This is a genomic window from Rhodospirillales bacterium (genome assembly GCA_016712595.1).
Lineage (GTDB): Bacteria > Pseudomonadota > Alphaproteobacteria > Rhodospirillales > Defluviicoccaceae > Defluviicoccus.
Genome location: JADJQT010000002.1, coordinates 320,951 through 336,600 on the forward strand (window position 1 = coordinate 320,951; position 15,650 = coordinate 336,600).

At 65.1% G+C, this 15,650-nt stretch carries 14 protein-coding genes; 5 read left to right on the plus strand and 9 right to left on the minus strand.

What is annotated here, in order from left to right; all coding sequences use genetic code 11:
* Positions 1-10 precede the first annotated feature (10 nt).
* From IPK66_13410 to IPK66_13430, 5 genes are all read left to right on the plus strand, one after another.
* Positions 11-1,255 (plus strand): histidine--tRNA ligase, encoded by a 1,245-nt coding sequence (locus IPK66_13410; GenBank protein MBK8176212.1) that lies wholly within the window; start codon positions 11-13, stop codon positions 1,253-1,255.
* 7 nt (positions 1,256-1,262) lie between these two features.
* Positions 1,263-2,558, plus strand: coding sequence for a glutamyl-tRNA reductase (locus tag IPK66_13415; GenBank protein ID MBK8176213.1), 1,296 nt, complete (start codon positions 1,263-1,265; stop codon positions 2,556-2,558).
* Positions 2,558-3,631 carry a peptide chain release factor 1 gene (gene prfA, locus IPK66_13420; GenBank protein MBK8176214.1) on the plus strand — a complete coding sequence of 358 codons (1,074 nt, stop codon included), beginning with the start codon at positions 2,558-2,560 and terminating at the stop codon, positions 3,629-3,631. Before IPK66_13415 ends, prfA begins: the two co-directional genes overlap by 1 nt.
* Complete coding sequence (gene prmC / locus IPK66_13425; GenBank protein ID MBK8176215.1) at positions 3,628-4,530, plus strand: peptide chain release factor N(5)-glutamine methyltransferase; 903 nt, start codon at positions 3,628-3,630, stop codon at positions 4,528-4,530. Before prfA ends, prmC begins: the two co-directional genes overlap by 4 nt.
* A gap of 166 nt (positions 4,531-4,696) precedes the next feature.
* The gene (locus tag IPK66_13430) at positions 4,697-5,101 is read left to right on the plus strand and encodes a DUF4167 domain-containing protein (GenBank protein MBK8176216.1); all 405 of its coding nucleotides are present in this window, start codon (positions 4,697-4,699) and stop codon (positions 5,099-5,101) included.
* Between the two features lie 53 nt (positions 5,102-5,154).
* On the opposite strand, the gene IPK66_13435 is transcribed toward IPK66_13430, so the two are convergent.
* The 9 genes from IPK66_13435 to IPK66_13475 form a co-directional block, all read right to left on the minus strand.
* The gene (locus IPK66_13435) at positions 5,155-5,934 is read right to left on the minus strand and encodes an MOSC domain-containing protein (protein MBK8176217.1); all 780 of its coding nucleotides are present in this window, start codon (positions 5,932-5,934) and stop codon (positions 5,155-5,157) included.
* Between the two features lie 48 nt (positions 5,935-5,982).
* A complete protein-coding gene (locus IPK66_13440) occupies positions 5,983-6,462 on the minus strand; it encodes a terminase small subunit (GenBank protein MBK8176218.1) in 480 nt (159 codons plus the stop codon).
* Positions 6,463-6,569: 107 nt separating this feature from the next.
* On the minus strand, positions 6,570-7,088 hold the full coding sequence (gene nuoB / locus IPK66_13445; protein ID MBK8176219.1) for an NADH-quinone oxidoreductase subunit NuoB: 519 nt from the start codon (positions 7,086-7,088) through the stop codon (positions 6,570-6,572).
* Between the two features lie 20 nt (positions 7,089-7,108).
* The gene (locus tag IPK66_13450; GenBank protein ID MBK8176220.1) at positions 7,109-8,617 is read right to left on the minus strand and encodes a nickel-dependent hydrogenase large subunit; all 1,509 of its coding nucleotides are present in this window, start codon (positions 8,615-8,617) and stop codon (positions 7,109-7,111) included.
* Between the two features lie 22 nt (positions 8,618-8,639).
* Positions 8,640-10,025, minus strand: a complete 1,386-nt coding sequence (locus IPK66_13455) for a hydrogenase 4 subunit F (protein MBK8176221.1) — start codon at positions 10,023-10,025, stop codon at positions 8,640-8,642.
* Positions 10,026-10,084: 59 nt separating this feature from the next.
* The gene (locus IPK66_13460; GenBank protein ID MBK8176222.1) at positions 10,085-10,747 is read right to left on the minus strand and encodes a hydrogenase-4 component E; all 663 of its coding nucleotides are present in this window, start codon (positions 10,745-10,747) and stop codon (positions 10,085-10,087) included.
* The gene (locus IPK66_13465; GenBank protein MBK8176223.1) at positions 10,747-11,703 is read right to left on the minus strand and encodes an NADH-quinone oxidoreductase subunit H; all 957 of its coding nucleotides are present in this window, start codon (positions 11,701-11,703) and stop codon (positions 10,747-10,749) included. The genes IPK66_13460 and IPK66_13465 overlap by 1 nt, the downstream gene beginning before the upstream one ends.
* A complete protein-coding gene (gene hyfB, locus IPK66_13470) occupies positions 11,694-13,706 on the minus strand; it encodes a hydrogenase 4 subunit B (protein MBK8176224.1) in 2,013 nt (670 codons plus the stop codon). Before hyfB ends, IPK66_13465 begins: the two co-directional genes overlap by 10 nt.
* A gap of 452 nt (positions 13,707-14,158) precedes the next feature.
* Positions 14,159-15,649, minus strand: a complete 1,491-nt coding sequence (locus IPK66_13475) for a carboxypeptidase M32 (protein ID MBK8176225.1) — start codon at positions 15,647-15,649, stop codon at positions 14,159-14,161.
* Position 15,650 lies beyond the last annotated feature (1 nt).

Genomic DNA, 15,650 nt, shown 5'->3' on the forward strand with positions numbered 1-15,650 from the left:
CGGAACGCGGATGTCGGCATCGAGAACCGTCCGTGGAACCCGCGATTTGCTGCCGGAGGATAGCCTCCGGCTGCGCTTCGTCGAAGAGCGCGCCTGGACGGCCGCGCGCAGTTACGGCTACGGTGAGATCGCCACGCCGATTTTTGAGTTCACCGACGTTTTCGCCCGGACGCTCGGCGATGCCTCCGATGTCGTCACCAAGGAAATGTATACGTTCGAGGATCGCGGCGGCGACAGTCTGACCTTGCGGCCGGAAAACACCGCCGGCATCGTCCGCGCGTTCATCTCCAACGGCCTTGCCGCGCAGCTGCCGGTGCGTGCGTTCTATCGTGGGCCGATGTTCCGCTACGAACGACCGCAGAAGGGGCGGCTGCGTCAGTTTCACCAGGTCGGCATCGAACTTCTCGGCATCGGTGATCCGTTGGGCGACGTCGAGGTCATCGCCCTGGCTCACGACTTTCTCGCGTCGCTGGACCTGGCCGACAAGGTGGTCCTGGAAATAAACACCCTGGGCGATGCACCGTCGCGCGCGGCCTACCGCGATAAGCTCGTTGCCTATCTTGATGCGCACCGCGATCGCCTTTCGCCGGACAGCCTCGCCCGTCTTGACCGCAATCCGCTCCGCGTTCTCGACTCCAAGGATGCAGGCGACCGCGAGGTGGTGGCGGGGGCGCCGTCGCTGGCGGATGCGCTGAACGAGACCTCGCGCGCGTTCTTCGCGTCGGTCCTGGACGGACTCGACCGGATCGGCATTGCCTACCAGCGCAATCCGCGGCTCGTGCGCGGCCTGGACTACTACAGCCACAGCACATTCGAGTTCGTCACCTCGGCGCTGGGCGCGCAGGGTACGGTGCTGGCGGGGGGGCGGTACGACGGCCTGGTTGAGCAGATGGGCGGCCCCTCGACACCCGGGACCGGTTGGGCGGCCGGTGTCGAGCGGCTGATGATGCTCCTTGGCGAGGATGCGGCGCAGACGCGGCCGATCGCCGTCGTCGCCTTGGGCGAAACACAGTTTGGTCCGGCATTCGCGATCGCAAGGCGGCTTCGTGCCGCGGGCCATATCGTCAAGTTCGGCTTCGGCGCGTCGCTCGGCAAGCAGATGAAGTGGGCGAACAAGATCAACGCGCGTCTCGCCGTCATCGTCGGCAGCGACGAGGTGGCGCGTGCAGTCGCGGCGGTTCGCGACATGGACGCGGGTGCACAGGAGGAGGTTTCGCTGACGCGTCTCGAGGAACGTCTCGCCTGTCCCGTGTGAACGCACGATGGGCGGAGGCGAAGGCACAGACGCCTGGCAGCGAATTCCGCTGGTGGTTGGCGCCAACCAGCGTTCCAGTTCCCTCGCCGTCCGCGACCGGCTTTACATCGACGAGAATGGGTGCGGCCGCTTTCTCGTCGAACTGGCGAATGCCGGGATTGACCAGGCCCTGCTGTTGTCAACTTGCGATCGCATTGAGGTGCAAGCGATGGCCCTCGATTGCGAGGCTACGAGTGCGTGCATTATCGAAGCCCTCGCGCGTCAGGGCGGGTTCGCCACGGGTGAGATCGACCAGCAACTCTACGTGCTGACTGGAGACACCGCCTTGCGCCACGTTTTTTGCGTGGCCGCATCGTTGGAGAGCACCGTCGTCGGCGAGCCGCACGTGCTCGGCCAGGTGAAGGAGAGCTATCGCGCCGCCTGCGCTGCGGGTCTGTGCTCGGGGGTGCTCGACGCCATGATCCAACGAGCGCTGACCGCCGCGAAACGGGTCCGGACGGAAACCGGAATCGGCGCCGGCCCGGTGTCCGTGGCGGCGGCGGCCGCGGAACTGGCGCAGGCGGTTCACGGCGAACTTGCGGCCTCGTGTTGCGTGATGATCGGCAGCGGCGAGATGGGAGAACTACTGGCGGATGCGCTGCGGTCCGCTGGACTTGTTCAGCTCTTCGTCATCGACACCCGTCCCGCGCGCGCCGAGACGCTGGCCCGCGTGCTCGGTTGCCATACGTTGCCGATCGAGGGGTTGGCGGAGGCACTGGCGCGCGCCGACATCCTGATCAGTACCCTGGGTAGCCGTACGCCGCTCATTGATCGGGGAATGGTGCGGGCGGCCCTGCGGGCCCGGCGTAACCAGCCGATGGTGATGATTGACACCGGCGTTCCCGGCGATATTGATCCCCTTGCGGATCGCCTCGACGGTGTGTTTCTCTACACGCTCGACGATTTGGAACGGGTGGTACGTGACGGCCGGGCCGCGCGCGCGGCCGAAGCGCAGGCTGCTCGTCGCATCGTCGACGAGGAGGTCTCGGCATTTCTCCGCCAGCGAGCGGAGCGGGCCGCTGTCCCGGCGCTCAATCGTCTGCGTAGCCATTTCGAGGCTGTCCGCGACCAGGCTCTCATTGATGCCCGTGGCGACGCCGAGAAGGCGACCCGGCTGATGGTCAACCGACTGCTCCATGATCCGATGCGCCAATTGCGCGACATCGCCGGTAGCGGCGAAGACGCGGATCGGGAAATGTCGGACATAGAAGCCCTTATGGTCAGATTGTTTGATCTGACAGGTGATGACACGGATCACGAGTGATGAGTCTGGACGAAAAGCTGCAGCGCGTGACCGGTCGGTTCGACGAACTCGGGCGGTTAATGGCAACGTCGGGTGAAATGGACCCTGCGGAATTTGCCCGCCTTTCAAAGGAATACGCCGACTTGACCGCCGTCGTGGAGGCGATCGTCGAACTGCGTACGGGCAAGTCGGAAGCCGTTGATCTCGAATCCCTGATCGCCGATCCGACGACCGATTCAGAGATGCGCGACCTGGCGCGCGAGGAGCTCGCGGCGCTGAGGCGTCGGCTTCCCGAACTGCAAGATCGCGTTCAGGTCCTGCTGCTGCCGAAGGACGCCGCCGACGAGAAAAATGCCATCCTGGAAGTCCGTGCGGGTACCGGAGGCGAGGAGGCGGCGCTGTTCGCGGCGGATCTGTTCCGCATGTACCAGCGGTATGCGGAATTGCGCGGCTGGCGATTCGAAATCCTGTCAATCAACGAGACGGGGCTTGGCGGTTACAAAGAGGCGAACGCCGGCATCGCCGGTCAGGGCGTTTTTGCGCGCCTGAAGTTCGAATCGGGTGTGCATCGCGTCCAGCGCGTGCCGGAGACCGAAGCCAGCGGCCGCATCCACACATCGGCAGCGACCGTTGCGGTGCTGCCCGAGGCGGAGGATGTCGACGTGCATATCGAGGACAAGGACCTGCGCATCGACGTCTATCGGTCGAGCGGGCCAGGCGGTCAGTCGGTGAATACCACCGATAGCGCGGTGCGTATCACCCATCTGCCGACGGGAATTGTCGTGACCCAGCAGGATGAGAAGTCCCAGCACAAGAACCGGGCGAAGGCGATGAAGATCCTGCGCGCGCGCATCTATGATCTCGAGCGCACGCGCGTTAACGCGGAACGGGCTGCCGAGCGCAAGAGTCAGGTGGGCTCGGGCGACCGTTCGGAGCGTATTCGCACCTACAACTTCCCGCAGACGCGGGTGACCGACCACCGGGTCAACCTGACCTTGCACAAGCTTGATCGCGTCCTTGGCGGCGAACTCGATGAGATCCTCGACGCACTGATCGCCGACGATCAGGCCAATCGCCTGGCGGACGCCGTTTGACCAGGCCGCGGACCGTCGGCGCCGCCGTTCGCGAAACGCGCCGCCGTCTCGCCGCGGGCGGATTCGACAGCGCTGCCCTGGAGGCGCGGCTGCTCGTCGCCTCTGCCTGCGGCTGTGACGCGGCCAATCTGATCGGGCATCCCGAACAGGCACTCGCCGATGACCAGTTTGACCGCCTGAGAGCCGCGCTTGAGCGAAGGCTGATGCAGGAGCCACTCGCTTACATTCTCCGCCAGCGGGAATTCTGGAGTCTGCCGTTGACGGTCACGCCCGATACGCTGATTCCCCGGCCCGATTCGGAGTGCCTGATCGAAGCCGCGCGGACGATCGCCAAAGATCGTAGCGGATTGCGTGTTCTGGACCTTGGCACGGGCAGCGGCTGTCTCCTCCTGGCCTTGCTCGCGGAATTCCCCGGTGCATGGGGAATCGGGATCGATCGATCGCAAGCAGCGCTCGCTGTCGCGCGCGGGAATGCCGAGCGTCTGGGGCTGGCCCCACGGGCGAATTTCGTGTGCTCCGACTGGGCGGCGGCGCTCGCTGGCGTCTTCGAAATCGTCGTCAGCAATCCGCCTTACATTTCCGATCAAGAGTGGCTCAGCCTCGATCCCGGCGTGCGGGACTTCGAGCCCGCTGCGGCCCTGCGTGCAGGCGCGCGGGGAACGGCTGCATACGAAATCATCCTGCCGCAACTCGAACGACTGCTCGCGCCCGGTGGCACGGCCTTGATTGAGATCGGCGGAGAAAGTATTGCCCGGACGATTGAACTCGTCGCCGCGTCACAACTCCAACTCGTTGAAATCCACATGGATCTCGCTGGCCGTGCGCGGTGCCTGCAACTCTCGACACCACTTTCACGCGGTTGCAAGAATTCGCTTGGAAAGGAATTGCTTCACGTTTAGTTTGAGGCACGTGGCGGAAGCGCCACGAGATAGCGCCAAGCGGCGCCGCTGATCAACACCTCAACACGGCTGTTTTGACGAACCACCCGTGGTTCGTCTACCCGGCGCGGCGGGAACGCCAACGGTCCGGCAGTGCGATGGTCAGCCCCTTCAAAAAACAGGTGCTATGAAACACAACACGAATACCAGACGTGGGCGAAGCCGCGGTAACGGTAAGCGGCACATCCCCCTTCGCAGTCAGACTTTCGAAAGCAGCGGGCCAGACGGCAAGATTCGCGGAACCGCGCAGCAGGTTCTCGACCGCTACCTCGCGCTGGGCCGTGATGCGTATTCGGCGGGCGATCCGATTTCGGCGGAAGCATTCTATCAACATGCCGAACATTACCACCGCCTCCTTCATGCCGAGGGAGCGGAAGGAGACCGTGGTCCTGCACGGCCGCGAACCGCGGACCAGCCACCGGGAGGTCAGCCGCCGACATCGGACGGGTCTGACGCCAACGATGAGGCGGCGGATGGCATCGACGAAGACGCGCCGGAAGAAGAAGAAGGCGTCAGCCGCCTGCCGTTCTAAGGTGCATGCCCCGCGCGCGGAACGCGGTCAGGGACCGTGCCGCCGGCCCGATCTCAGGTCTGGTCGGTGAGGGGCGGGACGTGCACGACGTCGCCGACGGCAACTCGCCCCGTTCGGCTAACTGCGGCGAGGATGCCGCAATCGGTATGGCCAAAAACGCGTTCGAGGTGTTGCGGGATGGTCATGTCTCGCAGGCCCGTTCCCGGCTCGACGTTGGTTGCGGCGCACCGCGGGATGCGCGCGGTTACCTTGATCTGCGCGTCGCCTAAGGCAATCGTCTCGCCGAGCCAAGCGAATTCAGCCCAGGCCGGCGCCCCCGCGACATAGACGTTGGCGCGAAAGCGCAGCGGGTGAACGGGCCGGCCGATCACGCGTTCGATGTCGGCGATCGTGGCGAGATTGACCAGCGATAACAGCGGCTCAGGCGAATCCGACATCATCGGGCCGGCCGCCGAACCGACGAGATGCGGTGGCCCGGCAATTTCGTTTCTGAGATATGCGCGAAGGAACTCTTCGATCATCGCCCGACCGATCGGCGTTCCGACGTTTCCCCGTGCGACCTGTTTGCCTTTGCGAAAAAGCGACAAAGTTCCAGCCTCTTCGTCGAAGTGAGCATCGACTGCCGCCAGTCGCTCGTGCCGGGTCAAGGTCGCGAAGTATTGCTTCGACAGCCATTGGGGATGCGACGGATCGTACGGCGTTGTCGCCAGGGCGATGGCGAACGTCCGGTCAAACGGGATGCCGTATCCCCGCCGCAGATCGGCGAAAGGAATCGAATCGGCGTTCAGCCCTTTGACGGGATATCGATAGAGACTTTGGACGATGACGGACATCGGATTCACGCTCGCAGCCGCGCAACCCGCTGTCAACCCGCTGCGTGCTTACTCCGAACTGTCGTGGCCGTCGTCCGATCGCGGTGCCCGTGAAGCTGCTTGCTCGGGCGGTTCCTGCGGCGCTGGCGCGCTCGTTTCCAAAAGCGCGCTGTCGCGCTTTGTCGCCTCGTTTGTGTCGGACGGCAGACGGCGGACACGGGACGCGGGTGCGACCGGGGCGACGCCCGCCAGTTTTGCCTGCAGTTCGACGGCGCGCGCGGCCGCCGCAAAGTGGTGGTCATCGATCGCCCGGCGGTAGACAGTCTCCAATTTACCCAGCAGGACATCGACGTTGCGGCAATGGGTCTGCGCCAGTTCCCGTTGGATCTCGCAAATCCGTTCAGCAATGCGCGGGTGGCGGAGAAGGCGATAGCCGGCGTTTCGGGCCGAGCGCGGGGTATAGCCCGCCGCCTTTGCCGCTAATGTGGCATTGGTGCACTCGACGAAAAGTCGGCAGAAGCGCTCGTGCCTTGGTTTCAGTCGGCTCATCATCGCTCCCGCCTGACGCTGCATAGGAATATATGCACATAAAAGGGCGCTGTCAAGGATTGACGCGCCACTGCCGTCCGGCATCTACAACCAAAACACGAGAATTCTTATCCGGAAGCGCTGACCGATAACAGGGCAAGCAAGCCTTGCAGCATCGCAAGCGGTGTCGGCGGGCAGCCACGGATATGCAGGTCGACGGGAACAACGGCTGAGACGCCGCCCACAACAGCGTCGCTGCCGGCGAAAAGTCCGCCGTCGACGGCGCACTCTCCCACCGCCACCACCCATTTCGGGTCGGGAGTCGCCCGCCAGGTGCGTTCGAGCGCCATCCGCATGTTGCGCGTCACCGGACCGGTCACCAGGAGCACGTCGGCGTGCCGTGGCGATGCCACAAAGCGCAAGCCGAAGCGCTCGAGGTCGTAGAAGGCGTTGTTCAGCGCATGAATTTCCAGCTCGCAACCGTTGCACGAGCCGGCGTCGACCTCGCGAATAGAAAGGCTTCGGCCGAGCGTCCGGCGCGCGGCCATATCGACCCGCTGTGCGAGTTCGGCCAGGGCAGCATCGTCGGGCGCCGGTGCCGGCTCGGTTAAGGGACGCTGGATCAGGCCGCGAAAAATTCTACGCATGTCGCTGAAGACCATGTGTTTTATAAGTCATGGCCGCAATACGAGCAGTTGAACGACTTGTTGCAAAGCGGGAAGTCGGCGACGATGTTGCCTTCGATGACGGCTTCCAACAGCGGCCACTGGAACCAGGAGGGATCGCGCGGGTGGCAGCGATCGATCTTACCGTCGGCGCGCAAGCGCACCCAGACCATGATGTCGCCGCGGAAGCCTTCGATGAGGGCGAGGCCCTCGCCGCCGGACGCGGGTGGCGCGGCGAGCGCGGTCATCGTCTTTCCAACCGGAGGGCGGCTGAGGATCTGCGAGATCAAGGCGAGGCTCTGTTTGATCTCCTCGATCCGGACCCACACCCGCGCGTTGACGTCACCGTCCTGGCGCTCGATGACGTCGAATGACAACTCATCGTAGGGCGGGTAGCCAGGCCGTCGGCGCACGTCGACGGCGCGTCCCGAGGCGCGACCGATGGGACCGCCACAGCCGAAGAAAGCCGCAAAGTCCGGGCGCAGAACTCCCGTCCGCACTGTCCGGTCCTGCAGCGAGGTGGTGTTGTCGTAGAGGTGAATCAAATCCGGCAGATGCTGGCGGATCTCGCTGACGAGGGTCTTGATCGCGGCGATGGAGTCGGAGCCGAGGTCTACGGCGACACCGCCCGGCACCACCTTATCCATCATCAGACGATGACCGAAGCACAAGCCGGCGGTACGCAGGACATGCTCGCGCAACACCGCGCACGGCGCCAGCATCGCCGCGAACGCCGCATCGTTGCAGATCGCACCCACGTCGCCCAGATGGTTGGCTATCCGTTCCATCTCGGCCATCAGCGCGCGCAGCCAGTGGGCGCGCGGCGGCACCACCGTTCCGCTCGCGCTCTCGACGGCGCGGGCAAAGGCGATGGCGTAGGCAACGGTACTATCCCCCGAGATGCGGCCGGCGAGCCTGGCACCGGTATCGATCTCCGCACCCTGCATGAGCCGCTCGATCCCCTTATGCACATATCCCAGCCGTTCTTCCAGACGCACGATTGTCTCGCCGCTGGCGGTGAAGCGGAAATGCCCGGGCTCGATAATGCCCGCATGGACCGGCCCCACCGGGATCTGGTGCAGACTTTCGCCCTCGACGGCAAGGAACGGATAGGGCGCCGAAGCATCGCGCGGCGGATTGACACCTGCCGGCGCGGCAGGCCAGCAGCCATGATCGAGCCACGGCCGCGGGTCCGGGGATCCGTCGGCGAAAACTCCCCAAAGATCGCCGATCGTTCGTTCGAGCCGACTGGCGGGTGAGAATGACGCGGCGATCGAAGGAAAGCGCCGGTCGGGGCATAGGCGAGTAATCACGCTGATAGTATCGAGGGCGGGGTTGGACAGCGCGAGATGGACGGCATCGCGTTCGCCCCAGAAGCCCAATAAGGCGATACGTCCGTCCCGCAACCCGTCGCCGGCACGCAGCCACGCGCCGTCGTTGACGATGAATCGCGGCCACGGCGCGCAGCCCTCGATCTTGTCGCTGCCGCCGGTGATCCAGGTCAGTGACACAGCGGCGTTCTTTGCATCGATCTCATCCAACCAAAGCCGCGACAGCGCGGAACCACGTTACCAGGGCCTGCGGGAGAAACAGCCCCGCCGTTAAAACCAGGGCGATGTGGACGAAAAACGGGACATAGGATGCGTGCGTCGCGCCGGCGTTCGGCGTTGGCGCGCCGAAGGCCAAACCCTGCATCCGTAGTACCAGCGCGCCGACGCCGATGAGCAGCCCCGCGACCAGCGGGATCGCCAGCAGCGGTTCGCGCGCGAAGGTCGAGGTGACGATCAGGAACTCACTCATGAAGATCCCGAACGGCGGCATGCCAGCGATGGCGGCGACGCCCAGCACGAAGCCCCAGCCGAGCAGCGGATGGCTTTCGGTCAGACCGCGGATCTTTGCGATCTTCTGTGTTCCCTTGACCTGCGCGACGTGTCCGACGGCGAAGAAGATGGCGGATTTGGTCAGGCTATGCATCGCCATGTGTAAAAGGCCGGCGAAGCTCGCGAGCGGCCCGCCGATGCCGAAGGCGAAGGTGATGATGCCCATGTGCTCGATCGACGAATAGGCGAACAGGCGCTTGATGTCACGTCGACGGTAGAGCATCAGCGCCGCGAAAACGAGGGAGGCCAGGCCCATGGCAATCATCAGCGAGCCGGGAGCGAGCGCCTGGGCGTTGGCGGTCAGCAGAATCTTGAAGCGCAGCACGGCATAGAAGGCGACGTTGAGCAGCAGGCCCGAAAGCACCGCCGAAATCGGTGTCGGGCCTTCGGCGTGCGCATCGGGCAGCCAGGCGTGGAGCGGCGCGAGGCCAACCTTGGTGCCGTAACCCAGCAACAAAAAGACAAAGGCGAGATTGAGAAGAGCGGGATCGAAGGCGCGGGCATGCGTGTTCAAGGTCGTCCAGGCCATCGCATCAATGCCTTGGCCGACGACCGGAAGGGCGGCGAGGTAGACGAGGATGGTGCCAAACAGGGCGAGGGCGATGCCGACGCTGCCGAGGATGAAGTACTTCCACGCCGCTTCGAGCGCCTCGCGGGTGCGGTAGATGCCGACCATCAGCACCGTGGTGAGCGTCGCGAGTTCGATCGCCACCCACATCAGGCCGATGCTGTTGGCGAGCAGGGCGAGGTTCATCGCGAACATCAGCATCTGGTACATGGCGTGGTAAAACCGCAAGTACCCGGGAGTGAGGTGCCCGCTCTGCAGTTCATGGGCAATGTAGCTTGCGCTGAACGCGCTGGTGGTAAAGCCGACGAAGGTGTTGAGGACGATCAGAAAGACATTCAGGTCGTCGACGAGGAGAAGATGACCGACCGGCGGGCGCGCACCCAGGAGGGCAAGACTGGCGGCGAACGTCAGCAGCGATGCGAGAATGTTCAACGTCGCGCCGAGGCGGTAGCCAGGGGTCAGCGCCAGCATCGCCGCCGCAGCAGCCGGGATGACGAGCGCGGCCGGCGCTGCATAGGCAAGCAGCCCGTTCACGGCTGCTCTCCCCGCGACTGATCGAGTGCCACCAGTTCGACCGTATCGAAGCGCTCGCGAATGCGGAATAGGAAGATGCCGATGACGATGAACGCGATCAGCACCGAGAAAGCGACGCTGATCTCGACGACCAGCGGCATGCCCTTGGCTCCGGTCGCGGCAAAAATCAGGCCATTTTCCAGCGACATGAAGCCGACCACCTGGCTGACCGCGTTGCGGCGGGTCACCATCATCAACAGTCCGAGCAGGACCACGGAGAGCGCGAAGGCGAGGTCCTCGCGGGTGAGCACGTCGGCCTGTTCGGTCACCGGGCGCATCACCATGATCGACAGCGCGATCAGAGCGATGCCGAGCAGAATGGTCGGGCCGACGCCGACCACGGCTTCGATCGTCCGGCCGACGCCGAGTTGCTGGACGATACGGTGCAGGGCAACGGGAATGATCATGCCCTTGAACAGCAGGGCAATGAGCGCGGTGATATAAAGGTGCGGGGCGGACTGGACGTACGCCTGCCAGGCAACGGCGAGCGACAATATCACGGCGTGCGCGGCGAAGACGCTCAGCAGCGCATACATGCGGTCCTGATAGAGCAGCATCAGGCTCAGCAGCACCAGCCCGCCGGCAAGAAGATGGGCGACATCATAGGGAAGACCCGCCATCACGGACTCCGGCTGACGAACAAGAGCAGGACGGCAAGCAGGCTCAGCATCAGGGCGACACCAAGAAATTCCGGCACCCGAAACACCCGCATCTTGGCGATCGAAGTTTCGAACAGCGCCAGCAGCACCCCGCCGACGGCGAGCTTGATGGCGTAAGCGACGAGGCCACCCAAATAGGCGACAATCCCGTCGCCGGCTGCCGCCATGCCCCACGGGACGAAGACGCAGGCGATCAGCGACAGGTAAAGCACCAGCTTAAGGGCGGCGGCGAGTTCGATCATCGCGAGGTGGCGTGCCGAATACTCGAGCACCATCGCCTCGTGGACCATCGTCAGCTCGAGGTGGGTCGCCGGGTTGTCGACCGGGATCCGCGCGTTCTCGGCCAGGGCCACGACGAGCAGCGCCACCAGAACCAGCGCCAGTGACACCCGCACGCCAACGTTTGCGCCCGCCATGAACGCGGCGATCGAGGAGAGCTGGGTGGTTTGCGCCAGCAGCGAGACGGTGAAGACGACCATGATCATCGCCGGCTCAGCGACGGAGGCGATCATCATCTCACGGCTGGACCCGAGGCCACCGAAGCTGGTGCCGATGTCCATGCCGGCAAGGGCGAGAAAAAAGCGCCCGGTGCCGAGCAGGGCAGCGATGACGATCATGTCTGCCGACCAGCTGAACAGCAGCCCCGATGCGAAGGTTGGGACCAGCGCGGCGGCAACCCAGATGGCGGCAAAGGTGACGTAAGGAACAACGCGGAACAGCCAGGATGCGTTTTCGGCGAGCACGGCCTCCTTGCGGATCAGGCGAAGGAGGTCGCGGTAGGGCTGCAGCGGTGACGGCCCCCGCCGGCGCAGCACCCGCGCCTTGATCGTCCGCACCCAGCCGAGCAGCAACGGTGCGATTGCGACGACCAGCGTCATTTGGGCAAGCTGAATGGCGAGCGCGGCGATCATGGCCAGATCGCAATGCCGAGCAGCAGCGCCACCAAAAGGGCGAAGACCAACCCGAGGTAGCGGCGGATGGTCAGGAACTGCAGGTGGTTGACGCGATCGGCGGCGTAGGTGATCCCGGCGGCGAGCGGCGCGTAGCCGCACTCCCAGATCAGGTCACGAAGGCTGACCGTGAAGCGGGCCGGCTTGAGGCTTCCCGGCGGCGGCATCTCGACGCTCTCGCGAGCGACGAAGACGAGTGAACCGAACACCCGGCGAATCGGCTGGGCGAAGCTGCCAGCCGTATACTGCGTCGTCGGGCTGGCTTCGGGAAAGCCGCAGTCCCACGCCGGCGCCCGCCGGACGGCGCGTGACGCCAGCCGGTGGATCGCAAACGCCGCGAGCGTGCCCGAAAGAGCCATGAAGACGAGGACGAGAATCCCGTTATACGAGCTGCGCTCGGCGGCGATCGGTATCAGCGTCAGCCACGGCATGGCCGATTGCACGGGCAAGGATGTGCCGCGGGTGAGCTGGGAGACCACCGGCGCCAGCGCATCGACGATCAGGCCGGGCACGATCCCGGTGAGGATGCACGCCAATGCGAACGCGCTCATCACCGCCAGCGAGAAGCGATCGACCTCGCGCGCCTGCGCCGCCGCGGCCGTGCGCGGGCGCCCGAGGAAGGTGATGCCGAACGCCTTGACGAAACACGCTGCGGCAAGCGCTGCTGACAGGGCGAGGCCGGCGCCGACGCCGGGGATCAGGAACTTCAGCCCCCATTGCGGTACGGCCGGGCTGACCAGGATCGCCTGGAAGGTCAGCCATTCGGAGGCAAAACCGTTGAGCGGCGGCAGGGCCGAGATCGCCGCGCAGCCGAGCAGGAAAGTGGCTGCGGTGACCGGCATCCGGTGGATCAGCCCGCCGAGGTGCTCCATGTCGCGCTCGCCTGTCGCCGTCAGCACCGCCCCGGCGCCGAAGAACAGCAGGCTCTTGAACAGCATGTGATTGAGCACGTGGAACAGGGCGGCGCTGAACGCCAGCGCCGCCGGCACCATCATCCCGTTGGCGCGGAAGGCCAGCGCCAGACCGAGGCCGATGACGATGATACCGATGTTCTCGACCGTGTGGTAGGCGAGCAGCCGCTTGATGTCGTGCTGCATCAGGGCGTAGAGGACACCAAGCACGGCGGTTACGCCGCCCAGCACCAGCACCACCACGCTCCACCACCAGGCCGGCTCGCCGGCCAAGTCGAAGAGGATGCGGATGATCCCATAGATGGCAACCTTGGTCATCACCCCGCTCATCAGCGCCGAGACATGGCTCGGTGCCGCCGGATGGGCAAGCGGCAGCCAGACGTGCAGCGGCACGATGCCGGCCTTCGATCCGGCGCCGAGCAGCGTCAGCGCCAGAACCAGCGCGCCGATCGAAGGTGACAGGCCGGCGGCGCGGATGTCGGCGAAGGCATAGGCGCCGCTGACTCCGGCGAGAAGGCCAAAGCACAAGAGCAAGGCCAGCGTGCCGAAGCCGGCCATCACCAAGTAGACGCATCCGGCCTGTGCGGTTCCGTCCGTGCGGTGATGGGCCATCACCAACCCCCAGGACGCCAGCGACATGAATTCCCACGAGGCGAGGAAGGAGTAGGCGTCATCGGCCAGAACGACCATGTTCATCGCGGCGAGAAACACCGCGAACAGAGGGAGCACCCGCTGCGGCTCGCTATCGTGACGACCGTAACCCAGCCCGTAAACGCTCGCCGCCGCGCCGCCAAGGTTGACGACCAAAAGGAAGAACGCGGCCAGAGGGTCGAGACGCAGGTGCGCGCCGATCCAGGGGATGCCCAGCGGCAGAACTAGGTCTTGTGCCGGGGCCCGCCCGAAGAGCGTGATCGCCGCGAGAACAACCATCGCGCTGCACGCCGATGCTGCGGCTCCGTAGACGATGATGCGGCCGGCTGGCCGGCCGCCGAGGCCCACTGCGCCGAGCCCCGTCAACAAGAGCGAAGCGATCAGGACGAGTGCGGCGAGCAGAGCCATATCAGATGGTCCGTTTCGCGCGTCGCGTTGAGTGTCGGCGCTCCCAGCGAGCCACTTTGATCTCCCCTGTAACGGAACCCTCGGTCCGGCTTGTCGCGGTTTCGTGTTCTCGTGCCACGCCCAGGGCCCGCGCTCGCGGCGCGTTTTTCGTTCGGTTATTTGTTCCGAGCTGCCAACGCGCGAAGAAATGCGGCCAGCGTAACTTTCTTGCCACGGGCTTGCATCTTGATCGCCTTTACGTGCGGATCAGTCGTGAGCGATGGCCGGCAAAGCAAGGCCGATCGAACCCGAACCACACGCGAGCCGCTTTGATCGATATCGCGGCCGTGATGCTTAACCCATAGGGAAGCGCGTACGACATTTTGTCGCGGATGGCAAGCTGGGCCGAACGTCCCGCCCGGGATGAGCGCTCTTCCGCTACCCTCGGTCCCGTCACCAGCGCGCGACGTCGATCACGAACGAGCGTAGCGGCGCTGCAGGTGAGACACGAATGCCGCGGCGTCGAGGGGCCGGCCCGTCGCGCCGATGAGAATATCGCGCGTTGAGGCAAGCGATCCGCGGGCGTGAACGTTCGTGCGCAGCCAGCGGAGGAGGGGGGTGAAGTCGCCGCGGGCGATGTCGTCCTCGATCGACGGTTCCGCGCGGCAGGCCGCCTGGTAAAGCTGGGCCGCGGTCATCGCTCCGAGGGTATAGGTCGGAAAGTAACCCCAGGCGCCGTCGTACCAGTGAATGTCCTGGAGGCAGCCGAGGCCGTCGTCGGGCGGAACAACGCCAAGCAGGCGACGCATGCCGTCGTTCCAGGCGCCTGGAAGGTCGACGGGCTCGAGATCGCCGGCAATCATCGCCCGCTCAAGATTGTAGCGAAGAATGACGTGGGCCGGGTAGGTGACTTCGTCGGCGTCGACGCGGATGTATCCACGGGCAACGCGCGTATAGTGGCGATAGAGATTCTCCGCGTCCCAGGCGGGCCCGTCGCCGGCGAGTTCGGCGCGAAGCAACGGTGCGGCGAAAGAAAGGAACGCCCGCGAACGGCAAACCTGCATCTCGATCAGAAGCGACTGGCTTTCGTGCAGAACCATGCCGCGGGCGTCGCCCGCCGGCAGGCCACGCCATTGCTCGGGCAATCCCCGCTCGTAAAGGGCGTGCCCGGTCTCATGCAAGACGCCCATCAGCGCTGAGCGGAAGTCGCTTTCGTCATATCGGGTGGTGATGCGCACGTCGTCGGGCGTGCCGCCGCAAAACGGATGCAAGCTGACGTCGAGCCGGCCGTGGGTGAATTCGAACCCGAGCCGTTCCATCAGACCGACGGCCGCGGCGCGCTGCCGGTCGATCGGAAACGGACCCGCCGGCTCGATCGGGGGATCGTCCTGGCGCTGGCGCTCGATCACCTCCGGTAAAAAATCGGCAAGGAAGCGGGAAAGTTCGCCGAACAGTACGTCGATGTCGGCGCAGCGGCCATCCGGTTCGTACTCGTCGAGCAGGGCATCGTAGGGGCTGAGGCCTAACTTTTCCGATTTCGCCTGTGCCGCCTCGCGAACAAGCGCGAGCAGGTGCGTCAATGCGGGCAGGACTCGCGGAAAATCCGCCGCGGCGCGCGCTTCCCGCCACACGGTCTCGCATGCGGTCGTCGCACGCGATAAAGTCTCAACGAAGGTCTCGTCCAGGGCGGTCGCATGCGTCCATTGTCGCTTCATCTCGCCGACGTTGGCGCGCTGCGCGGCGTCAAGGACGGTATCGGCCTCAGCGCGAGCGATCAGTTCGCCTGCGTCCGGCGACGTCATTAGCCCGTGACGAAGGGCCGTAAGGACGGCGAGCTGATCCCCGCGCGCTCGGGCGCCGCCTTTCGGCATCATTGTCGCGAGGTCCCAATGCAGCATCGCCTCGGCGTCGCGGAGCGCGCCAATGCGGCGGAAGCGCGCCTCGAGGGTCGCGTAGGCGCTCACC